The 19943-nt window shown below is 41.0% G+C and carries 13 protein-coding genes and 1 pseudogene; 9 read left to right on the top strand and 5 right to left on the bottom strand.

The genetic code is table 11. The features are described 5' to 3' along the window. Window positions 1-19 precede the first annotated feature (19 nt). Complete coding sequence (locus ELZ61_RS08545; protein WP_126372928.1) at window positions 20-2869, bottom strand: YadA-like family protein; 2850 nt, start codon at window positions 2867-2869, stop codon at window positions 20-22. Between the two features lie 627 nt (window positions 2870-3496). On the opposite strand from ELZ61_RS08545, the gene ELZ61_RS08540 reads away from it, so the two are divergent. From ELZ61_RS08540 to ELZ61_RS08530, 3 genes are all read left to right on the top strand, one after another. Next, entirely contained in the window at window positions 3497-3709 is a 213-nt protein-coding gene (locus tag ELZ61_RS08540; RefSeq protein ID WP_103855319.1) for a cation transporter, read from the top strand. A 44-nt stretch (window positions 3710-3753) separates the two neighbouring features. Continuing rightward, window positions 3754-5988, top strand: coding sequence for a copper-translocating P-type ATPase (locus ELZ61_RS08535; protein WP_338418673.1), 2235 nt, complete (start codon window positions 3754-3756; stop codon window positions 5986-5988). 119 nt (window positions 5989-6107) lie between these two features. After that, window positions 6108-6563 (top strand): DUF441 domain-containing protein, encoded by a 456-nt coding sequence (locus tag ELZ61_RS08530; RefSeq protein ID WP_126373654.1) that lies wholly within the window; start codon window positions 6108-6110, stop codon window positions 6561-6563. Window positions 6564-6655: 92 nt separating this feature from the next. Here ELZ61_RS08530 and smpB read toward each other — a convergent pair whose 3' ends face one another. Further along, window positions 6656-7138: an SsrA-binding protein SmpB gene (gene smpB / locus ELZ61_RS08525; protein WP_103853116.1), complete on the bottom strand. Its 483-nt coding sequence runs from the start codon at window positions 7136-7138 to the stop codon at window positions 6656-6658. A gap of 129 nt (window positions 7139-7267) precedes the next feature. Here smpB and ubiD point away from each other — a divergent pair, with 129 nt between their 5' ends. Beyond that, window positions 7268-8737, top strand: a complete 1470-nt coding sequence (ubiD, locus tag ELZ61_RS08520) for a 4-hydroxy-3-polyprenylbenzoate decarboxylase (RefSeq protein ID WP_126372926.1) — start codon at window positions 7268-7270, stop codon at window positions 8735-8737. 105 nt (window positions 8738-8842) lie between these two features. On the opposite strand, the gene mepM is transcribed toward ubiD, so the two are convergent. Then, the gene (gene mepM, locus ELZ61_RS08515) at window positions 8843-10354 is read right to left on the bottom strand and encodes a murein DD-endopeptidase MepM (RefSeq protein ID WP_103853112.1); all 1512 of its coding nucleotides are present in this window, start codon (window positions 10352-10354) and stop codon (window positions 8843-8845) included. 187 nt (window positions 10355-10541) lie between these two features. Between mepM and znuC the strand changes: the two genes are divergently transcribed. Beyond that, the gene (znuC, locus tag ELZ61_RS08510; RefSeq protein WP_103853113.1) at window positions 10542-11339 is read left to right on the top strand and encodes a zinc ABC transporter ATP-binding protein ZnuC; all 798 of its coding nucleotides are present in this window, start codon (window positions 10542-10544) and stop codon (window positions 11337-11339) included. A gap of 9 nt (window positions 11340-11348) precedes the next feature. Further along, the gene (znuB, locus tag ELZ61_RS08505; RefSeq protein WP_126372924.1) at window positions 11349-12134 is read left to right on the top strand and encodes a zinc ABC transporter permease subunit ZnuB; all 786 of its coding nucleotides are present in this window, start codon (window positions 11349-11351) and stop codon (window positions 12132-12134) included. A 60-nt stretch (window positions 12135-12194) separates the two neighbouring features. Here znuB and ELZ61_RS08500 read toward each other — a convergent pair whose 3' ends face one another. Beyond that, window positions 12195-12626: a type I restriction enzyme endonuclease domain-containing protein gene (locus ELZ61_RS08500; RefSeq protein ID WP_241969682.1), complete on the bottom strand. Its 432-nt coding sequence runs from the start codon at window positions 12624-12626 to the stop codon at window positions 12195-12197. Window positions 12627-12655: 29 nt separating this feature from the next. On the opposite strand from ELZ61_RS08500, the pseudogene ELZ61_RS10810 reads away from it, so the two are divergent. The 3 genes and pseudogenes from ELZ61_RS10810 to ELZ61_RS08480 all read left to right on the top strand — a co-directional run. Further along, window positions 12656-13003: pseudogene (locus ELZ61_RS10810) on the top strand (ATPase); the annotation flags it as partial. Between the two features lie 54 nt (window positions 13004-13057). Continuing rightward, window positions 13058-14701: an AAA family ATPase gene (locus ELZ61_RS08485; protein WP_126372919.1), complete on the top strand. Its 1644-nt coding sequence runs from the start codon at window positions 13058-13060 to the stop codon at window positions 14699-14701. A gap of 361 nt (window positions 14702-15062) precedes the next feature. Next, window positions 15063-16289 carry an ATP-binding protein gene (locus tag ELZ61_RS08480; RefSeq protein ID WP_126372917.1) on the top strand — a complete coding sequence of 409 codons (1227 nt, stop codon included), beginning with the start codon at window positions 15063-15065 and terminating at the stop codon, window positions 16287-16289. Window positions 16290-16438: 149 nt separating this feature from the next. On the opposite strand, the gene ELZ61_RS08475 is transcribed toward ELZ61_RS08480, so the two are convergent. Beyond that, window positions 16439-19636, bottom strand: a complete 3198-nt coding sequence (locus tag ELZ61_RS08475; RefSeq protein ID WP_126372915.1) for a type I restriction endonuclease subunit R — start codon at window positions 19634-19636, stop codon at window positions 16439-16441. Between the last annotated feature and the right edge of the window lie 307 nt (window positions 19637-19943).

The raw sequence follows: 19943 nt of genomic DNA, 5'->3' as shown, positions 1-19943 counted from the left end.
ACTATTATCCAAACTTTAATTACCAAGCAAAGCCGATACCTGCACCAAACGCAACATTGCCGCGCTGCGAGGCACCTCCACTGAATTTATAGGTAATTCTTCCATTATCAGAAAGATGACTTAATCCTACGGAAATTGCCGTTGTACCATTGCTATAACCTGTACCCGCAGAAAGATAGCTTTGCCCTGGGCGTGTTGCGGTTGGCATATTTGCCATAGCGACCGCCGTGGAGACTGAACCTTTAATCTTTTTCACATCGCGTTCAACCTGATTTACGCGCCCATCTAATCGCCCAACTTCTCGATCAAATTGAGCTTTATTAATGGCGTCAGTTTGAGCGATCCCTTCAGCAATGCCCGTTAAGCGACGTACTTCACCTTGATTGTTATAAAAAGACACCAAATTTCCACCGCGCTGACCAGCCACACTAATAAGCTGCGTGTTAGGATCTTGCTTCACTAATCCTAAGCGTCCATCATCAACGGCTTTAGCCATTTGATATAGCTGACTACCATTTACCGCATCGGTACTCTTAGGGCTAATCAAACCTGCAGCCACATTTTGGATACGGCGCTCCTTACCTTTATCACCCACTGTCACGACACCTTGAATATTTTCTCCTGCTGCAAATGTATAAATAGAACCAAGAATTTCAGCAGAATTATAATCTGTTGTGCCTGCGGTTTGCTCCGTGCGCTGTGTTGTCGCTGCAGATGCATTGCCTAAATTCACAGAATTTTCTGCGGTTTGTGTAATATTTGTCCCAATGGCAACCGCATTTTTATGCACAACAATATTTTCCGCGCCAATACTCACCGCATTATCACCAGTGATTGTACTATTGGCGCCAATACCAACGGCTTTATTGCCTGAAACGCCAATTTGATCGCCAATTCCCACCGCACTTTCACCATTTACAATAGCTTTATTACCAATTGCGATAGCGCTTTCTTTCAAAGCCTGAGCTTCATTACCAATCGCAATCGCATTTTTGCCACTGGCAACAGATTTATTGCCCATTGCTACCGCATTTTCTGCACTTGCTGTGCTTTCTGTGCCAAAAGCGATGCTGTTTTTGCCAGAGGCAAAAGCATCGGTACCTTGAGCAAGAGCGTTTTCTCCTTTTGCGGTAAGCGGGGAGGATTGTAAGGTATTGTTTAATCCCAATAAGATATTACGCTGTTTCTCGAGCTCCGTTTGTAGTACCGCATATTCTGCTTTTTTCTTATCTAACTCGGCTTGAGCAGTGGTGCGATTATCATTTGCAGCATCTTCTTCTGGCGTAAGCTTGATTGACGCGATCTGGGTCTCTAGCGCCTTAATTTCATCATTGATTGCGGCAATTTCAGTGCGTTTATTGGCAATGGCATCGCCCATTTTTTCCGTTTCCGTTTTTACGGCTTGAATCACTTTATTATTAGGATCGTAAGGGCGCAGATATTTTTGTATATCGCTCAAAATAGGCAAAACCTCAGCTTTAGCTGCATTAACAGCATTGGTTACTTCACTTGACCAAGTGAGTGTTTTATTATTACCCAAAATATAAACTGAGTCGCCATTTTCTCGGCCTGCTGTGATGTCATCTTTAATTTCTTTACGCAAACGAATCACATTGGCCGTCAGCTCTTTCTGCTCCTTACTACCTGCAACGGCAGTTTCTAGTGCGGTTAGGTTGTTAGTAAGATCTTGAACTTTATCGTAAAATGCTTTTGCTCTATCAAAATGGGTTTTAAAAGCGGATTTATCTTGTAACCAATCGCTGGAATCAAAGTCAATATTGTTGAGAAAGTTTGAATAAGTTGTAGTGTACCGTTTTAAATCATCTATTTGTTTTTTTGATATTGTAGAAGTTAAATCACTGGTAATGCCTGTTAAAGTTGCAGGGAGATGGAATATAATATAACCCAGATCTAAATCTGAGATTTGTACTTTGATAGGCGGTAATTTAAGTCCTGAGAAGGCATGGCTAGTGTAACTATTAGTAGAATATGAAGCATGTCCTACACCGCTTGAAAACTTAGTATAATTGGTTAATATTTTATTTAATGTACTGCTTGAGCTTTCTGATAGTTTTTTTGTGGCTGCCTCTTCAATTAATTGGAACGTAGTGTCATTTAATGACATCTGATGACCATATTTTTGGTTATATTCCCTTTGGAGAGCCTCATTTTTTTTACGAATTTCTTCATATTTAGCGAATTCTTCATCACGATCTTTAAACGAACCCGGAGTAGGATAGGGTAATAGTTCTAGATTAGGAATATTATTTTCCTGTTCATAGAGAGTTTGATTGTTGGCATACCTTAAAATTTGTTGTGCAGAAAATGTATCCTGATAATTTTTATTATTATTTATAATACTTGTCGTCAGGCTATCTTGATGGCGAGCTGAACCATAATAACCATAACCACCAAAAGGACTGATATTGTTTAATTTGTCTTGGATTTGTGCTTTCGAATAAGCATAACTTCCTTGAATATTGATATAGCCATTAACAATATCTTCATAATCTTGTGTGGTGAAACTGGAGGCTAACTCAGAGAAATCGGTTTCAATCCCTGTTCTTAAGGTATTCACTAATGCTTCTTTACCACCCACCTCCTTGAGTTTTTGCCAATCAAGCGAGTTGACAATATTAACGAAATTAAGGTAGGCAGAACGCCCTTCTGTGGTAAAACTATTATGAGCAAAAGCATCTTCTTGATGACTTAATTCTGTTTGACGATCCGAAAGTGCGGTCTGTTTTTCCGCTTTTGCTTGATTGAGTTGCTGTTTCTGCTGCAACTTTTTTTCTACATTGGCTAGCAAGGCATTATATTTTTCAATATTTTGCGTTATTAAACCCTGATCGAGCTCATTCTTGTTCACTTTTTCCTGTGCGGCATCCACCTCAATCGTGGCTTGTTTTATTTGAGTGAGCAGTGTGGCATATTTCTCTTTCTCTTTAACAAACGCCTCACGGTCTAAATTTCCACCCGTTGCAATCGCATTATTTCCGATCGCTTGACTGTTGGTTCCTGTCGCAAAACTTGCTTCGCCGATAGCAATATTATTGATCCCAATAACAATGCCGTTCGGTAAGCTATTCGCAGCAAAGGAATAAGTTGGAAGTGCGGCATTTAATCCACAAAGAATAAGAAAAGTAAGTTGACTTAATTTAAACGTACCACTACGCTGACTGACTGACTGACTGACTGACTGACTGACTGACTGACTGACTGACTGACTGACTGACTGACTGACTGACTGACTGACTGACTGACTGACTGACTGACTGACTGACTTTCATATTAACCTCTTGATGTTTTATTGAATTTGAGTTGCAATTTTAGGGCGCATATTATACGCGAAATTTGCCTGATTGAATAGTTATTTCTGCCTGTAAAAGAAACTTGGTGACAAATTTTCGTAACTATCAAACTCTGACTTTTACCTTGACCCTAACCCTATGTTAAGGTTTATGCTATGCAAAATTTTTATTAGAAGGAGAAAAAGATGAAAACTACTGTGTTAGCGTTAAGCGATTTATCTTGCCAACATTGCGTAAAATCCGTACAGAAAACCTTAGATGGCATTTCTGGCGTGCAAAGTGCCGAAGTGAGTTTAGATAAAGCGGTTGTAGTGGGCGATGTTGATCCGCAAGTGTTGATTAATGCTATTGTTGAAGCAGGTTATCAAGCACGTCTTGCGGATAACTCGGCAAAGTAAGTTCGCTACCCGAATCTTCCACAGAAACCTTAAAACCTGATCCTGTGGTAGTTGAACAACATCAGGATCAGGTTACCCTTTTACTTGATGGCTTAAGCTGTGCCGCTTGTGTAATGAAAGTGCAAAAAGCTTTGCAAGCCGTGCCACAGGTTGCCCAAGTGCAAGTGAATTTAGCGGAACAAACAGCCTTAGTGAGTGGCAATGCCACACCGCAATCCCTTGTTGCCGCTGTACAGCAAGCAGGCTATGGCGCAGAAGTCGTCAATGATGACGTGCTGCGTGCGGAAAAACAGCAAACCAAAAGTGCGCACGAAGTAAAACAGCGTAAATGGCAAGGCATTGTTGCCCTTGGTTTAGGGGCTGCATTAATGCTTTGGGGCTTGCTTGGTGGCACAATGAGCGTGAATCAAAACAATCGTGTTTATTGGCTCGCGGTGGGTGTGCTGACCTTGTTGGTGATGATTGTGACAGGCAAACATTTTTATCAAAAGGCGTGGCAGAATTTGCTCAATCGCACCGCTACAATGGATACCCTTGTGGCGCTAGGCACTGGCACTGCTTGGCTTTATTCAATGTTTGTTTGCATTAAGCCTGAGTTTTTCCCTGAAAATGCCCGTCATTTATATTTTGAAGCAGCAGCGATGATCATTGGTTTCATCAATTTAGGCAAAATGTTTGAAGCTAAGGCGAAGCAACATTCTTCACAGGCCTTGGCGCGCTTGCTTGATCTTACCCCGAAAACCGTACATCTGGTTACACCACAAGGCACGCAAGATATTCCCCTTGCGAAAGTGCAAGCAGGAATGCAGTTACGCTTGCAAACAGGCGAACGTGTGGCGGTGGACGGCACAATTACAGAAGGGCAAGGCTGGTTTGATGAAAGTATGCTAACAGGCGAGCCTATACCCGTGCAAAAACAGGCAGGGGATAAAATCAGTGCAGGAACGCTTATTTCAGATGGTACGGTGATTTACCGCGCAGAACAAATTGGTGAGCAAACCACCTTGGCTAATATCATCAAATTAGTGCGTCAAGCGCAGAGTAGCAAGCCAAAAATGGGACAACTGGCAGACAAAATTTCAGCGGTTTTTGTCCCTGTGGTGATTACCATTGCTTTAGTCGCCGCCTTGGTTTGGTATATTCTGGGGCCAGCGCCACAATTTTCTTATAGTTTGGTGATTTTTACTACCGTCCTCATTATTGCCTGCCCTTGTGCCTTAGGGCTAGCGACACCAATGTCGATCATTTCAGGCATTGGGCGTGCCGCAGAATTAGGCATTTTAGTGCGCGATGCCGATGCTTTACAAAAAGCCGCTAGCGCCGATACCATTGTTTTTGACAAAACAGGGACGCTGACAAAAGGTTCACCAAAAATCACCGCACTTTATTGCTTTAATGATTATTCAGAAATGCAAGTTAGCCAGCTTGCAGCAAGCCTAGAACAGGGTTCAAACCACCCATTAGCCAAAGGTATAGTGCAGTTTAATCAAGAAAATCAAGGTGAGCTCAAACCACTTCACGCCTTTGCCACCTTGCAAGGTTTAGGGGTGAGTGGGGAAGTGGAAGGGCTTGAATTATTGCTAGGTAACCAAGCCTTAATGACGCAGCAAGGCGTGGATATTCAGCCTGCAATGGCGATCTTTCAGCAACAAACAGGACGTGGCGCAACGGTGGTCTTTTTCGCGATCAATCGCCAATTAGCTGGGCTATTTGTGCTAAGCGATCCTTTGCGTGAAGATTCAGTGAATGCCTTACAGCGTTTGCACGAACAGGGCTATCATTTGGTGATGCTCACCGGTGATCAAGAAAAAACGGCTCGCGCATTGGCGCAAGGCACCGTGATTGACAGCGTGATCGCAGGCGTGTTGCCTGCTGAAAAAGCGAATATCATCAAAGCATTACAGCAAGAAGGCCGCAACGTCGTGATGGTGGGAGACGGCATTAATGATGCGCCAGCCCTTGCTCAAGCAGACGTGAGTATCGCAATGGGCAGCGGTTCGGATATTGCCATAGAAACTGCAGAGTTAACCTTAATGCGCCACAATATTTCTGCCGTGGCTGATGCGCTTTGCCTTTCCAAAGGCATCTTACGCAATATGAAGCAAAATCTGTTTGGCGCATTTATTTACAACATTTTAGGCATACCTATTGCCGCTGGGTTGTTGTATCCCTTGTTTGGTATTTTGCTTAACCCAATGATTGGCGGACTGGCAATGGCGTTGTCTTCCATCACCGTGGTGAGCAATGCCAATCGCTTATTAAAATTTAAAGTGAAATAATTGATAAGGCTCATAACGAGCCTTATTTTTTATGAATTAGACAAATAAAAAGAGTATAATCCCAACATCTGACGCACAGTAAAAGTGCGGTGCTTTTTTTGAGAATTTTTGAGGCAATGATGTCATTACAATTTAACGCAATCGCCTTACTACTGGTGATTTTAATTTTGCTTGGCGTGTTAGGTAACAACAGTTCAATCACCATTTCGGCGACGATTTTGCTATTAATGCAACAAACCTTTTTAGCTAAATATATTCCTTTTATGGAAAAATATGGTTTAAATATCGGCATTATTATTCTCACTATCGGCGTACTTAGCCCGATTATTTCTGGCAAAATTCCTTTGCCTGCTTTTACTGAGCTGTTGAACTGGAAAATGTTTTTAGCCATTGCCGTGGGCGTGCTGGTGGCGTGGTTTGGTGGACGTGGGGTAAACCTAATGGGCGCGCAGCCGACTTTGCTCACAGGATTATTAGTTGGCACAATTTTAGGTGTCGCCTTTGTGGGCGGTATTCCTGTCGGGCCGTTGATTGCGGCGGGGATTTTGTCTTTGCTGTTGGGCAAAACGGGGTAAATATTAATCTTTATAAAAAATTAGCCCCTGTGTTTACAAGGGCTAATTTAAAAATTCGCTAATTTCCCACCGCACTTATTATTGAGGTGAAATTAATTTCGCATCGCATTTTTCATAATACGATCTTTGGCAACTTTCCATTCGCGATCTTTAATGTCATCACGTTTATCGTGTTGTTTTTTCCCTTTCGCGACACCAATTTTGATTTTTGCCCAAGGGCCTTTCCAATAAAGAGAAAGGGCAACAATGGTAAAGCCATCACGGTTTGCTTTGCCGAAGAGGGAAGCTAATTCTCGCTGTTTTAACAATAACTTACGCGTACGCGTTGGATCGCACACAATATGGGTTGATGCTACGCTTAATGGCTGAATGGTCGCACCAAATAAATAGGCTTCGCCATTTTTAAAAATAATATAACTGTCGCTAATATTCGCTTTGCCTGCGCGCATTGATTTTACTTCCCAGCCTTGCAAGGAAAGTCCCGCTTCAATTTCATCTTCAATAAAATATTCGTGTCTAGCACGTTTATTTAAGGCAATAGTATTTGATGTTTGTTTTGGTTTTTTCTTTGTCATTTTAATTAATTTATTCTGATAAAATTACCGCACATTCTACCCAATCTAGGGAAAAATCGCAAAAGCACTTGCGTTGCAAAGCGATCTTTATAACAATGAAGCATTAATTTTTGCATTGAGTAAGCATTGATGAAATATAAGAATTTACGCGATTTTTTGCAGCTGTTAGAAGAACAAGGCGAATTAAAACGCATTTCGCAAGAAATCGATCCTTATTTGGAAATGACCGAAATTTCCGACCGCACTTTGCGTGCTGGTGGGCCAGCGTTATTATTTGAAAATCCAAAAGGATTTGAGATGCCCGTGCTGTGCAATTTATTTGGCACGGCAAAGCGCGTGGCGCTTGGAATGGGGCAGAATGATGTGTCCGCCTTGCGTGAAGTAGGAAAACTGCTCGCCTTTCTAAAAGAGCCAGAGCCACCAAAAGGGTTTAAGGATTTATGGTCAACCTTGCCACAATATAAACAAGTGCTAAATATGCCAGCGAAAGTGTTAAGCAAAGCACCTTGTCAGGATATTGTACTCAGAGGCGATGACGTGGATTTATACCGCTTGCCGATTATGCAATGTTGGAAAGATGACATCGCACCGCTTATCACTTGGGGGCTAACCATTACTAAAGGGCCGAATAAAAAACGACAAAATTTGGGTATTTACCGCCAACAGTTAATCGGCAAAAATAAATTGATTATGCGTTGGCTCTCGCACCGTGGGGGCGCATTAGATTTTCAAGAATGGAAAGAACAATATCCAGATAAACTTTTTCCTGTTTCGGTGGCATTAGGCGCTGATCCTGCAACGATTTTGGCCGCTGTAACGCCTGTGCCGGATAGCCTTTCTGAATATGCGTTTGCTGGATTACTGCGTGGCAACAAAACGGAAGTGGTGAAATCGGTGAGCAATGATCTTGAAGTGCCTGCCAGTGCTGAAATTGTGCTAGAGGGGTATATTGATCCGAATGAAACCGCTTTAGAAGGGCCATATGGCGATCACACGGGCTATTACAATGAGCAAGAATATTTCCCCGTGTTTACCGTTACCCATATAACAATGCGGCAAAACCCGATTTATCATTCCACTTATACCGGGCGGCCGCCTGATGAACCAGCGATTTTGGGCGAAGCGTTAAACGAAGTGTTTATCCCGATTTTGCAAAAGCAATTCCCTGAAATTGTGGATTTTTATTTACCGCCTGAAGGTTGCTCTTACCGTCTTGCGGTGGTAACGATGAAAAAACAATATGCTGGCCACGCTAAGCGTGTAATGATGGGCGTTTGGTCTTTCTTACGCCAATTTATGTACACCAAGTTTGTCATCGTGTGTGATGATGATATTAACGCTAGAGATTGGAAAGATGTGATCTGGGCGATCACCACGCGTAGCGATCCTGCGCGCGATTGCACCATTGTGGAAAACACACCCATTGATTATTTGGATTTTGCCTCGCCGATTGCTGGGCTAGGTTCTAAAATGGGCATTGACGCCACCAATAAATGGCCGGGCGAAACTAACCGCGAGTGGGGCATTCCTATTAAAAAAGATCCTGATGTGGTTAAACGCGTGGACGAAATCTGGGAAAGCCTAGAGATTTTCGATTAGTGCCTTATTCAAGGCTTATCAATATTCATAGCAAATTTTTAGCAAAACAAAAGTGCGGTGCTTTTTGCAAAAATTTTATCAAAAAGCACCGCACTTATTTTTTGCTTAGATTTTTAATTTACGCTCTGCTTCTTTGGCTTTCACCAAGAATTGTTTGCGTTCAGCGGTGGACATTTGGCTACTTGTACCCGGCAATTTCACCGTGAGCGGATTAACCGGGCGACCGTTAATATGAAATTCATAATGTAAATGTGGGCCAGTTGAACGCCCGGTATTGCCGGAAAGGGCAATGCGTTCACCCCGTTTTACACGTTGCCCCGCTCGGACTAATGGGCGGCTTAGGTGCATATAAACGGTTTGGTATTCACGACCGTGGCGGATCATAATATAGCGCCCTGCACCGTTGGCTTGATATGCCACTTTTTCGACAATACCATCAGCAGGGGCGATAACCGGTGTGCCGATTGCCATTGAGAAATCCACGCCGTTATGTGGACGAATTCGCCCTGTAACAGGGTGGCGTCTTGCTGGATTGAATGGCGAGGATACACGCGCTTGGCGTTGCATAGGGTAGCGCGCAAAGCCTTTACCAAGGGTTTCCCCTTGACGATTATAATAGCGACCATTGCTAGATTGAATGGCATAGTAACTTTTTCCGCCCGAGCTAATATGAATGGCTTCCACATTACCTTGCCCGGTGAGTTTGTTATCCAAATATTCACGGGAAACGAGCACGGCAAATTTATCACCTTGTTTGAGTTTTTTCATACTAATTTGCCATTGCAAAGCGCTGCCTAATTGGCTTATTTGTTTTGAATTTAGCCCTTGTGCTTTTAAGCTGCTAGAAAATGAGCCTTTGATTTGCCCTTTTAGCACTTCTTTTTTCCATACGCTTTTTTTCTGCAAGATTTGGCGTTTAAATTTGCCTTCCGCAGTGCGTTCATAAATTCGTTCTTCTTTTTCAGAAACTAGCCAGTTTAGGTATTCTAATTCGCCGTCTTTATCTAAAATCCAATAGAATTGCTGTCCCGCTTTAAGATTTTTTAGCTCGGGATAAGCAGCAATAAGGGTTTTACTGGTTTCATCTTCTAGCCCAGATTGCTCTAGCACATCTTTCAGACTATCGCCTTTTACCACGGTATGGCTAAATTGATCTTTGATGCGAATGGCTTGATCTGCTACATCAAGTAAGTCATTAACGGCGTTTTTGGCGTCTTCAGGCAAATCGGCAAATTCATCTTCATCATCAAGATTGACTTGCTCAACTTCATCATCTTTACCTTGCAGATCATCGTCATAAGAGGTGGCTTCATCAGAATTTGGTTTTTCTGTGTTTGTGCTATCGCTTTGATTTTCTTGCGAATGTTCGGTGATATTTTCATTTGCTTGAATATCCTGAAATTCGCTATTGGTTTGTGGTTGAGGGGCTTCTTCGGTTTCATTGAGTGGCTTATACTGCACTTCGTCCGAAGATACCGCAAGCGGATCGGTTTTTGCATTGTCTTTTACGCTTAATACAATGCCAATGAAAATAGATAATATCGCCAAAAGGAAGACCGCCGCCTTAATTCGCGACTTTCTTTTTCGTCTATCCCTTGCTAGTTTAACGTGCTGCACTACCTATTTCCTTTTATATACTAATTAAAACTTGCATTCTATTAAGACCTATGAAGTGCTAAAAAATTCATTCGCACTTGCTGAAAAGGATTTAACTGAATAAATTCTAAGCATTTCAATGAGAAACTTGTTAAATCCGACAAAATGGGCTATTTTAAGCCAATTTTTCGTAATGTATAGAGATAAAATGCAAATTCACGCCATTAAACAGCCATTAATTGAATTAAAAAATATTAATGTGCAATTTGAACAACGAAATGTCTTACAAAACATTAACTTATCTCTTTATTCTGATTCCGTTCTCACCATTGTAGGCCCGAATGGTGGTGGCAAATCCACTTTGCTCAAAGTCTTACTCAAATTGATTAAGCCAAGTTCGGGTGAAGTGATTTATCACAATAATGTGCGTATTGGCTATGTGCCGCAAAAAATTCATCTTGATCATAGCTTACCTTTAACGGTAGAAAAATTTCTTGCTTTAAAAAAGGGTGTGAGTAAATCTGAGATTGAAGCGGCGTTAGCTCTCCTTTCCATTTCCCATTTAAAGCAAAATGCAATGCAAAAGCTATCGGGCGGTGAAATGCAACGGGTGTTGCTCGCTAGGGCCATTTTGAATAAACCGAATTTGCTCGTGTTAGATGAACCCACACAAGGGGTGGATATTACTGGGCAGGCGGAGCTTTATCAGCTCATTCATCAAACACGAAAACAACTAAATTGTGCGATTTTGATGGTATCGCACGATCTACATATTGTGATGGCGGACACCAACGAAGTGCTGTGTATTAATCAACATATTTGCTGTGCCGGCACGCCTGAAATTGTGTCGAATGATCCGACATTTATGCATTATTTTGGTAACCAATTTTCGCAAAATATTGCCCTTTATACTCATCATCATAATCACAAACACAATATGCACGGCGATGTGTGCTGCGGCAAAAATTTTCAATCGCAACAATGCGAACACAAAAAGCATCATTAAGGAACTGAAATGTTTGAGATTTTACTTCCCGCTTGGCTTTCGGGTATTTTGCTCTCGTTTATCACCGCACCTCTAGGGGCATTTGTGGTGTGGCGAAGAATGGCGTATTTTGGCGATACGCTTTCCCATTCCGCTTTGTTGGGTGTGGCAATCGGGATATTTTTACAAGTTGATCCTTACCTAACCATCTTAATTCTCACGCTCTTGCTCGCCTTAGGAATGGTCTGGCTAGAAAGCAACACGCAATTTTCCGTGGACACCTTGCTCGGCATTATTGCACACAGCTGCCTTTCTTTAGGCGTAGTCACCGTGGGGCTGCTGCAAAATGTGCGGGTGGATTTAATGAATTATTTATTTGGAGACTTACTTGCGATTAGCTATGAGGATCTTTATCTTATCGCCATTGGTGTTCTCGTGGTGGTGGGCTGCTTGTGGTATTACTGGAAACCACTGCTTTCCACCACGGTTAGCCCAGAGCTTGCGCAAGTGGAAGGCATTAACATTCGCAAAATGCGTTTTGTATTAATGATTTTAACCGCTTTAACCATTGCCTTAAGTATGAAATTTGTTGGTGCTTTAATCATCACCTCCTTGCTGATTATCCCCGCCGCCACCGCACGGCGTTTTGCCCGTACTCCAGAAGCAATGGTAGCGATTGGCGTCATCATCAGCATTCTTGCCGTATCATTTGGCTTAATGCTCTCCGCTTTCTACAACACTGCCGCAGGCCCTTCTGTGGTGATTAGCGCAACTTTCTTTTTTCTGCTTTCTTTGTTTAAACGCGAAAGCGCCTAGCTTCAACAAAGTGATAAAAAGGGCTAAATCTTAAATTTAGCTCTTTTTTCTGCCTCAATGCTACGCTTTACTCAACTCATCTGCCACCACTTCGGCTTGTTTGAGCATAAACTCAATGGCTTCATCTTTGTTCTCTGGTGGGTATCCATATTTTCTGAGCGTTCTTTTTAGCTGTCTTCGCATTTCTGCTCGTACATTTTCCTTATATTGCCAATCAATGGTAACGGATTTTTTCAATTTATCGGTGATTTCTTTGGCGAGATTGAGCAACACTTCATCGCCTAAAATTTCCACCGCACTTTGGTTTTGGCTTAAGGCATCGTAAAACGCCAGCTCCGCCGTGCTAAGACCTAATTCTTGCCCTTTGCTGAGCTGATCTTGAAGTTCTTTTGCAAGTTTTAATAATTCTTTGATCACCTCGATCACGGTTAAATTATGCGCGTTATATTTATTCAGGGTTTCTTTGAGTTTTTCTTCAAAGGTTTTTTGCACTGCAATGTTGTTGCCTGTAAGATAATATTGAAGATTTGGGTTTACGCAATGCCTTAATCGGCTACCGTCTGCAAGATCGTGGCAAACTGCTTAAAAACACGATTTTCAATCATCTACAAATCGCAGGTTACAATTCCAAAATCGGTGGTTTAAACAGCCTAGAAATCGACTTCATCGCAGAAAAAACGGTGAACGCATTTATGTACAAGCCGAGCTGACCATTAACGAAGAAAAAAACACTAGGGTGAGAACTCGGCAACCTGCTGAAAATCCAATACAACTACCCGAAATAGGTGGTAACGATTGACGAATTTGATGGAAATGCGTTTGACGGGGTGGAATGTTTGAGCCTGAGGGAGTTTTTAAAGATTTTATGATGAATGTGTCATTATACAAGGTTAAAATTTGAGTTATTTAATAAGGAAAAGAATATGTTTGAAGAAAAAGTACATATACCTAAGAAATCTGAATTAGATTCAGAACAACAAAGTGAAGAATTAACTATTAAATCTAGCGAGACTACAATCATTATTGGCGCTAATGGTTCAGGAAAAACAAGACTAGCTGTTTACTTAGAAGAAAAACTAGGCGAAAAGGCACATAGAATTGCTGCGCATAGAGCATTAACATTAAAATCAGATCTTCAAAAAATTACAGAAGATAAAGCTAAAAAACTTCTTAAATATGGATCGGATTCTGGCACTTTATGGAATAGAAACGGATGGAGATGGCATAGTAATGCAAGCGTGGCATTATTGAATGATTTTGATAGTTTACTCCAATATTTATTTGCAGAACAGGCTAATATAGCCATTGATTTTTATCAGGATAATCTGGGAGGAAAAACTACCAAAATAAAAAAATCTAAATTTTATCAATTAAAAGAAACATGGGAAATTTTATTGCCACATAGAAAATTACATATTACAGCAGATAATATTCAGGTGTCTGGAATAGATAATGAAAATTTAAAATACTCCGCATCAGAAATGAGTGATGGTGAACGAGCTGTATTTTATATTTTGGGGCAGGTAATAGCAGCTAATGAAAATTCCGTTTTAATTTTTGATGAACCTGAATTACATATTCATAAGTCTATTATCTCAAATTTATGGGATCAGATTGAACAACTTCGCCCTGATTGCTCATTTTTAATGATTACGCATGATATTGAATTTGCAGCAACTCGTTCAGCTAAAAAATATGTTATTCGTAATTACTTCCCCGATCCTGCGTGGGATATTTCTCAAATGCCTGATAGTGAGTTTGATGAGCATACAATTACATTAATTTTAGGTAGTCGTAAGCCTATTCTATTTATTGAAGGAAATAATTCGAGTTTGGATATAGAAACTTACCGTTGCTGTTACCCTGAATGGACTGTAATTCCCAGAGGTTCTTGTAAAGATGTGATTCAAGCAGTTTCTTCATTACAAAAATTAAATAAAGATATGCCATTATTAAACCTAAAATGTACAGGTATAGTTGATCGTGATGCCAGAGACGAATCTAAAATTGAATATTTAAATTCTTTAAATATTCAAGTATTACGTGTTTCTGAGATCGAAAACATTTTTAGTTTATCTTCTATTGCAGTAGAGATCTTAAAAATGGAAGGATATAATGATCTTGAACTAAATAATAAAATGACTGAATTTAAGAAAGGATTATACGATTTCATTTCTAATGATTTACTATACAATAACAAACGAGAGCAATTTGTTATTAAACGAGTTCAACGAAATATTGATGATTATCTGAAAAACGTTGATGTATCAGAATCTACAACAAGCGAAACAATGAAACAACAATTGGTTTCAGCAATTAACAATTTAACAGAAAAAATGATAGAAATTTGGATTTCAGATATGGGATATAAAATTCAAGAATGCTTAGATAGTGAGAATATTGATGAATTATTAACAATTTATGAAAATAAAGGGCTTTTATCGAAAACGGCTAGTTTACTAAAAAGTACCAGAAAAGACGAGTTTGAAAAGTGGCTAATGCGAAAGTTAAAAGAAAAAGATTCTTCTCTTTTGCAAGCAATTAAGCAAGTCTTACCAAGCTTGTAATACAAAATGCCGTCTGGAAAAATTTTTTTCGACGGCATTTTTTAGTTTGATTTATAACTCGGATTCAGCAGTTCTAACAATTTCGCATTGTGTTTGTGCTTTAATTCCACCTTATTATCAAAAATTGCTATGCTGTAGTTTTCCTTAGAAAAAATGTAGCGATATGACATTTTTTCGTTGAGATAAGAGCAAAATCTCAAAAAGAATTGAAGAAAAACAAAGGTATCTATTACTATCAAACACTAATATTCGATAGCAACAAACACTTTGCTTTTCTCTCTATTTTTAGCATAAAATAGCTTTCATTATTATCAAACACTTTTGTTTGTTACTAACGAACAGATTGATAAGGAATTAGTTTATGCTGTTAAAATCAGAAATTAGTCAAGCTATTACAACCCAGCAACAGCAGTTATTATCGCAGCAGACCTATCCACGCAAAATACTGGAAAAAATCCAAATTCTGCCTAATTTTGCTTTGGTAGTGTCGGGTATTCGTCGTAGTGGGAAAAGCACATTGCTCACTCAACTTATTAAGAAACAAGCAGAAAATAATTATCTTTTTCTCAACTTCGATACCCCGCAACTTTTTAATTTTGAGTTTAGCGATTTTGCCTTACTCGATGAAATCATTGCAGAAAACCCACAGATTCAAACACTCTATTTTGATGAAATCCAAGTGATTGACGGCTGGGAAGTGTATGTGCGTGGCAAACTTGATCAGGGCTATCAAGTGGTGGCAACGGGTTCTAATGCCTCTTTGCTCAGCCGTGAGCTCGGCACAAAACTGACAGGGCGACACATTAGCAAAGAACTTTTCCCTTTCTCTTTTGTGGAATTTTGCGAATTTCTCGGCAAGGCAAAAAATGCCGAGGCGGTCTCAGATTATTTGACTCTCGGCGGTTTTCCGCAATATCTGCAATTTAATGAAGATGAGATTTTAAACGCATTGATTAACGATATTTTATACCGCGATATTATCGTCCGTTTCGGCATTCGTGACGAACGTGCGATGAAGCGTCTGCTACTTTTTCTGGCGGGTAACGTGGGCAATTTAATCAGTGCAAATAAACTCAAGCAAAGCCTTGAAGTAAAAAGCACTTCCACCGTACAGGAATATCTTTCGCATTTAGAGCAAGCCTATGTGATCCATTTGCTACCAAAATTTGCTTATTCCTACAAAACCCAGCTCGCTAACCCACGAAAAGTCTATTTTATCGACAATGGTTTACAGCGTGTAATTAGCCCATCTTTCAGCCGAGATCTCGGCAGAAAATTGGAAAATGCCATATTTTGGGAACTTAGACGACAATTTTCCGAGCTGTATTACTACAATGAAAACAACAAAGAATGCGATTTCGTGGTCTGCCAAAACAGCGCCCCAACACAGCTTATCCAAGTCTGTTGGCAGCTAAACGCCGAAAATATCGCCCGAGAACGGGACGGCTTAGTTGATGCGATGAATTTCTTTAAATTGGAGCAAGGCGTTATCGTTACCTTTGATCAGGAAGATAAAATGATTGTTGATGGCAAAGTCATTGAGATTGTGCCGTTTGGGAAGGTGTTTGGGGAACAAAATTATGGCTAAAATACATTTATTGAATGAATACAATCTTGTAAAAGCTAGCCGTAAAAGAATGGAAAATCTGAAATAAAAAATACGTGAAAAAACCACCGCACTTTTTATATTAACAATAAAAATAGGCTTAATGATTAAGCCTATTTTTTATCCATCAATTATGCTTTACTTAGCTCGTCTGCCACCAATTCGGCTTGTTGAATGATAAATTCAACTGGTTCTGGTCCTTCGTCAGGAGGTGGATATTTATATTTTCTAAGCGTTCTTTTGATCAGCCCACGCATTTTCGCTCGCACGGATTCCTTATACTGCCAATCTATGGTAACGGATTTTTTCAATTTATCGGTGATTTCTTTGGCGAGATTGAGCAACACTTCATCGCCCAAAATTTCCACCGCACTTTGGTTTTGGCTTAAAGCATCGTAAAACGCCAGTTCCGCTGTGCTAAGGCCTAATTCTTGCCCTTTGCTGAGCTGATCTTGCAATTCTTTTGCAAGTTTTAATAATTCTTTGATCACCTCGATCACGGTTAAATTATGCGCGTTATACTGATTCAGCGCTTCTTTGAGTTTTTCTTCAAAGGTTTTTTGCACTGCAATATTATTGCCTGCTTTGTCGCGAATTTCCCGTTTTAAATAACTTTCAATGGCAGAAGCCCATAAATTTGGCTTGCCACTTTTTTCAACGATACCTAGAAAATTGTCCGAAAGAATGGAAATATCAGGGTGTTCTTCACCCATTAATTCAAATAAATCTACTACGCCGTCTGATTGCACCGCTTGATTGAGCAGGTGGACGAGCTTGATTTGCTTTTCTTTTGGCGAACTTGGCGAACCTTGCTGATTTGCCGTTTTGATAATGGTGGCACGCACCGCATCAAAGAATGCAATTTCTTGCTCATAATGCTGGGCTTCAGCCATAGAACGGCAAAGGGCAAGGCCTTTTTTGGCGAGCGAAACCGCCTCTAAAAAGGCTTTTTTGCGCGGTGTTTTGACCTTTTTAGCAAAATCTTGCGAAATTTCCCCCGCACTTTGTGGATCATCGGGTTTCTTTTCTTGATGATCTAAGGCTTCAATATGATTTGCGGCAGCCCCAATGGCTTCAAGTAATTGCTTCGGATTTCGCTCTTGCAAGGCGTGGGCTAAATCAAAAATCTTGCCTCCAACTGGCGTAGCAAATTGTCCACGGATAATGTCCAGATATTCCAACATTTTTTGAAAAACTTGCTCAATATCGGTTTTCACCTGATCACTACCACCTGCGTTGGTATATTCTTCCGTGGCGGCTTTCAGTTCTTCTTTCAAGCCCACATAATCCACAATTAGCCCGCCATTTTCACGGCTTTTATTGCGGAACACACGGTTTACCCGCGCAATTGCCTGCATTAAATTATGTCCTTGTATTGGCTTGTCGATATACATTGTATTACACACAGGCGCGTCAAATCCTGTCAGCCACATATCACGCACGATCACGATTTTGAGCGGATCATCAGGATCTTTAAAGCGTTTTTCTAAGGTTTTATGCTCAGGCTTAGAATAACTATGGGCTTGCATACTTTCAGAATCTGAAGCACTGCTCGTCATTATCACCTTAATCGCCCCTTGATTGACATCATCGCTATGCCAATCTGGGCGAAGTTTGACGATTTCATCATAGAGTTTCACGCAAATTCGGCGGCTCATTGCCACCACCATCGCCTTGCTTTCAATTAGCTCGTTGCGTTTTTCAAAGTGTTGCACTAAATCTTCCGCTAATTTTTTGATTCGCGAATCACTGCCCATTAACTGCTCACGCACACGGAACGCATAGCTATTTTCGTCATCATCAAGTATTGTTTGCGCTTCTTCCACCGCTTGCCCAAAGTCCTCGCTTTCATTTAGACGAATTTGACGCGGTTCATAGAAAATCGGCACAGTTGCGCCATCGTTCACCGCATCTTGAATATCATAAATAGAAATATATTTGCCGAACACATCTTGTGTATCACGATCTTCAAGGCTGATGGGCGTGCCAGTAAAGCCGATAAAGCTCGCATTGGGTAGGGCAGTGCGCAGATATTTCGCATAGCCCTCGCGGTATGCCCCTTGCGCATTCACTTTTTGGTGAAAACCATATTGCGAACGGTGTGCCTCATCGCTAATCACAATAATATTGTGCCTTGTATTCAGCACAGGGAATTGGCTTTCTGTTTCATTTAAGCCGAATTTCTGAATGGTGGTAAAAATAATCCCACCGCTTTCCCGTTTTGCCAATTCCATACGCAGGGCTTCGCGATCTTCCACTTGAATTGGTGTTTGGCGAATAATATCTTGATCTTGGCTGAATGTGGCGAAAAGCTGACCGTCTAAATCATTGCGATCCGTTACCACCACAATGGTGGGATTTTTCAATTCAGGCTGGCTGATCAGTTTGCCTGCATAAAACAACATAGAAAGGGATTTGCCCGAACCCTGCGTATGCCATACCACGCCAATTTTACGGCTATCGCTTAACTGCGCGCCAATGGTGGCTTCCACCGCTGCATTCACGCCATAAAATTGGTGATAGGCGGCAATTTTTTTCACCGTGCGCCCTTTGTTATCGCTTTCAAACACCACAAAATTATGCACATAATCGAGCAAAGTTTGCGGAGAAAACAGCCCTTTCAACAAGGCTTCAAGTTCATATTCGAATTTCACACGCTGGCTTTTTTGGCTTTCATCGACCACACGCCACGGCAAAAAACGCTGAAAATCTGCCGTGAGCGACCCCACCCGTGCCATTGTGCCATCTGAAATCACCATTAGCTGATTAAACACAAAAAGATCGTCAATTTCGTGCTTATAAGTTTGTAGTTGATTAAAGGCACGATCCAAATCCGCATTCACCTTAAAGGGATTTTTTAGCTCAAAAATCACCAAGGGTAAACCGTTCACAAAGCACAAAATATCGGGAATCCGCTTGCCTTTATTGCCCTGAATATCGAACTGATTGATCACATAAAAAAGATTATTTTCAGGCTGTTTAAAATCCACCAACAGCGCCACATCGTGCTTTTCCTGATCGTTTTGCTGATAACGCACCTTTACCCCTTGCTTTAACAGCTGGTAAAACTGCTTATTGCGTTCTTCCACTGGCAAAATATCGCTTTTGCACACCAACTGCACCACATCCAGCAAAACTTCCTCGGGCAAGTGCGGGTTAATTTTGCGTAAACTTTGCAATAAATGGGGCTTCAGCACCACTTCTTTCAGGCTCTCCCGCCAAGGGTAAGCCAGCTCAGCCAACACCTCCTTGCCATAGGCATATTGCCAACCAAGGGATTTCAACTGTTCAATGGCGAGATTTTCAATGGTGGATTCGTTTATTCGCATTGGGGATTCCTTTTGTTGTTTGTTAATCTCCCCTAACCCCTCTTTACAAAAGAGGGGGATTAGTTAGTGGGAGAATAATTTATTTCTGAAAAAATTAATTATTTTTGACCGCTCTTTTTTTGTTAATTGTTACCAAAATCTATTTATTCCCGATGGAATGTTCCCCTCTTTTGTAAAGAGGGGGCAGGGGAGATTTATTATTCCTGCGTAGGGGCGAACCTATGTGTTCGTCCGTGTTTATTTTCCCATTTGTTGTTTGGAAAATATTGTTTCGGGCAGACACATAGGTCTTCCCCTACGGGCAAAG

The organism is Avibacterium volantium, from assembly GCF_900635775.1.
Classification (GTDB): Bacteria; Pseudomonadota; Gammaproteobacteria; order Enterobacterales; family Pasteurellaceae; genus Avibacterium; species Avibacterium volantium.
Note: the sequence above shows the minus strand (reverse complement) of the source record. Positions and strands in the feature narration are given on the sequence as shown.

Coding starts and splice junctions, on each gene's coding strand:
- ELZ61_RS08530 (WP_126373654.1), top strand. CDS start 6,108: ATGTCATTACAATTTAACGCAATCGCCTTACTACTGGTGATTTTAATT.
- ELZ61_RS08480 (WP_126372917.1), top strand. CDS start 15,063: ATGCTGTTAAAATCAGAAATTAGTCAAGCTATTACAACCCAGCAACAG.
- znuC (WP_103853113.1), top strand. CDS start 10,542: ATGCAAATTCACGCCATTAAACAGCCATTAATTGAATTAAAAAATATT.
- smpB (WP_103853116.1), bottom strand. CDS start 7,138: ATGACAAAGAAAAAACCAAAACAAACATCAAATACTATTGCCTTAAAT.
- znuB (WP_126372924.1), top strand. CDS start 11,349: ATGTTTGAGATTTTACTTCCCGCTTGGCTTTCGGGTATTTTGCTCTCG.
- ELZ61_RS08485 (WP_126372919.1), top strand. CDS start 13,058: ATGTTTGAAGAAAAAGTACATATACCTAAGAAATCTGAATTAGATTCA.
- ELZ61_RS08475 (WP_126372915.1), bottom strand. CDS start 19,636: ATGCGAATAAACGAATCCACCATTGAAAATCTCGCCATTGAACAGTTG.
- ubiD (WP_126372926.1), top strand. CDS start 7,268: ATGAAATATAAGAATTTACGCGATTTTTTGCAGCTGTTAGAAGAACAA.
- ELZ61_RS08540 (WP_103855319.1), top strand. CDS start 3,497: ATGAAAACTACTGTGTTAGCGTTAAGCGATTTATCTTGCCAACATTGC.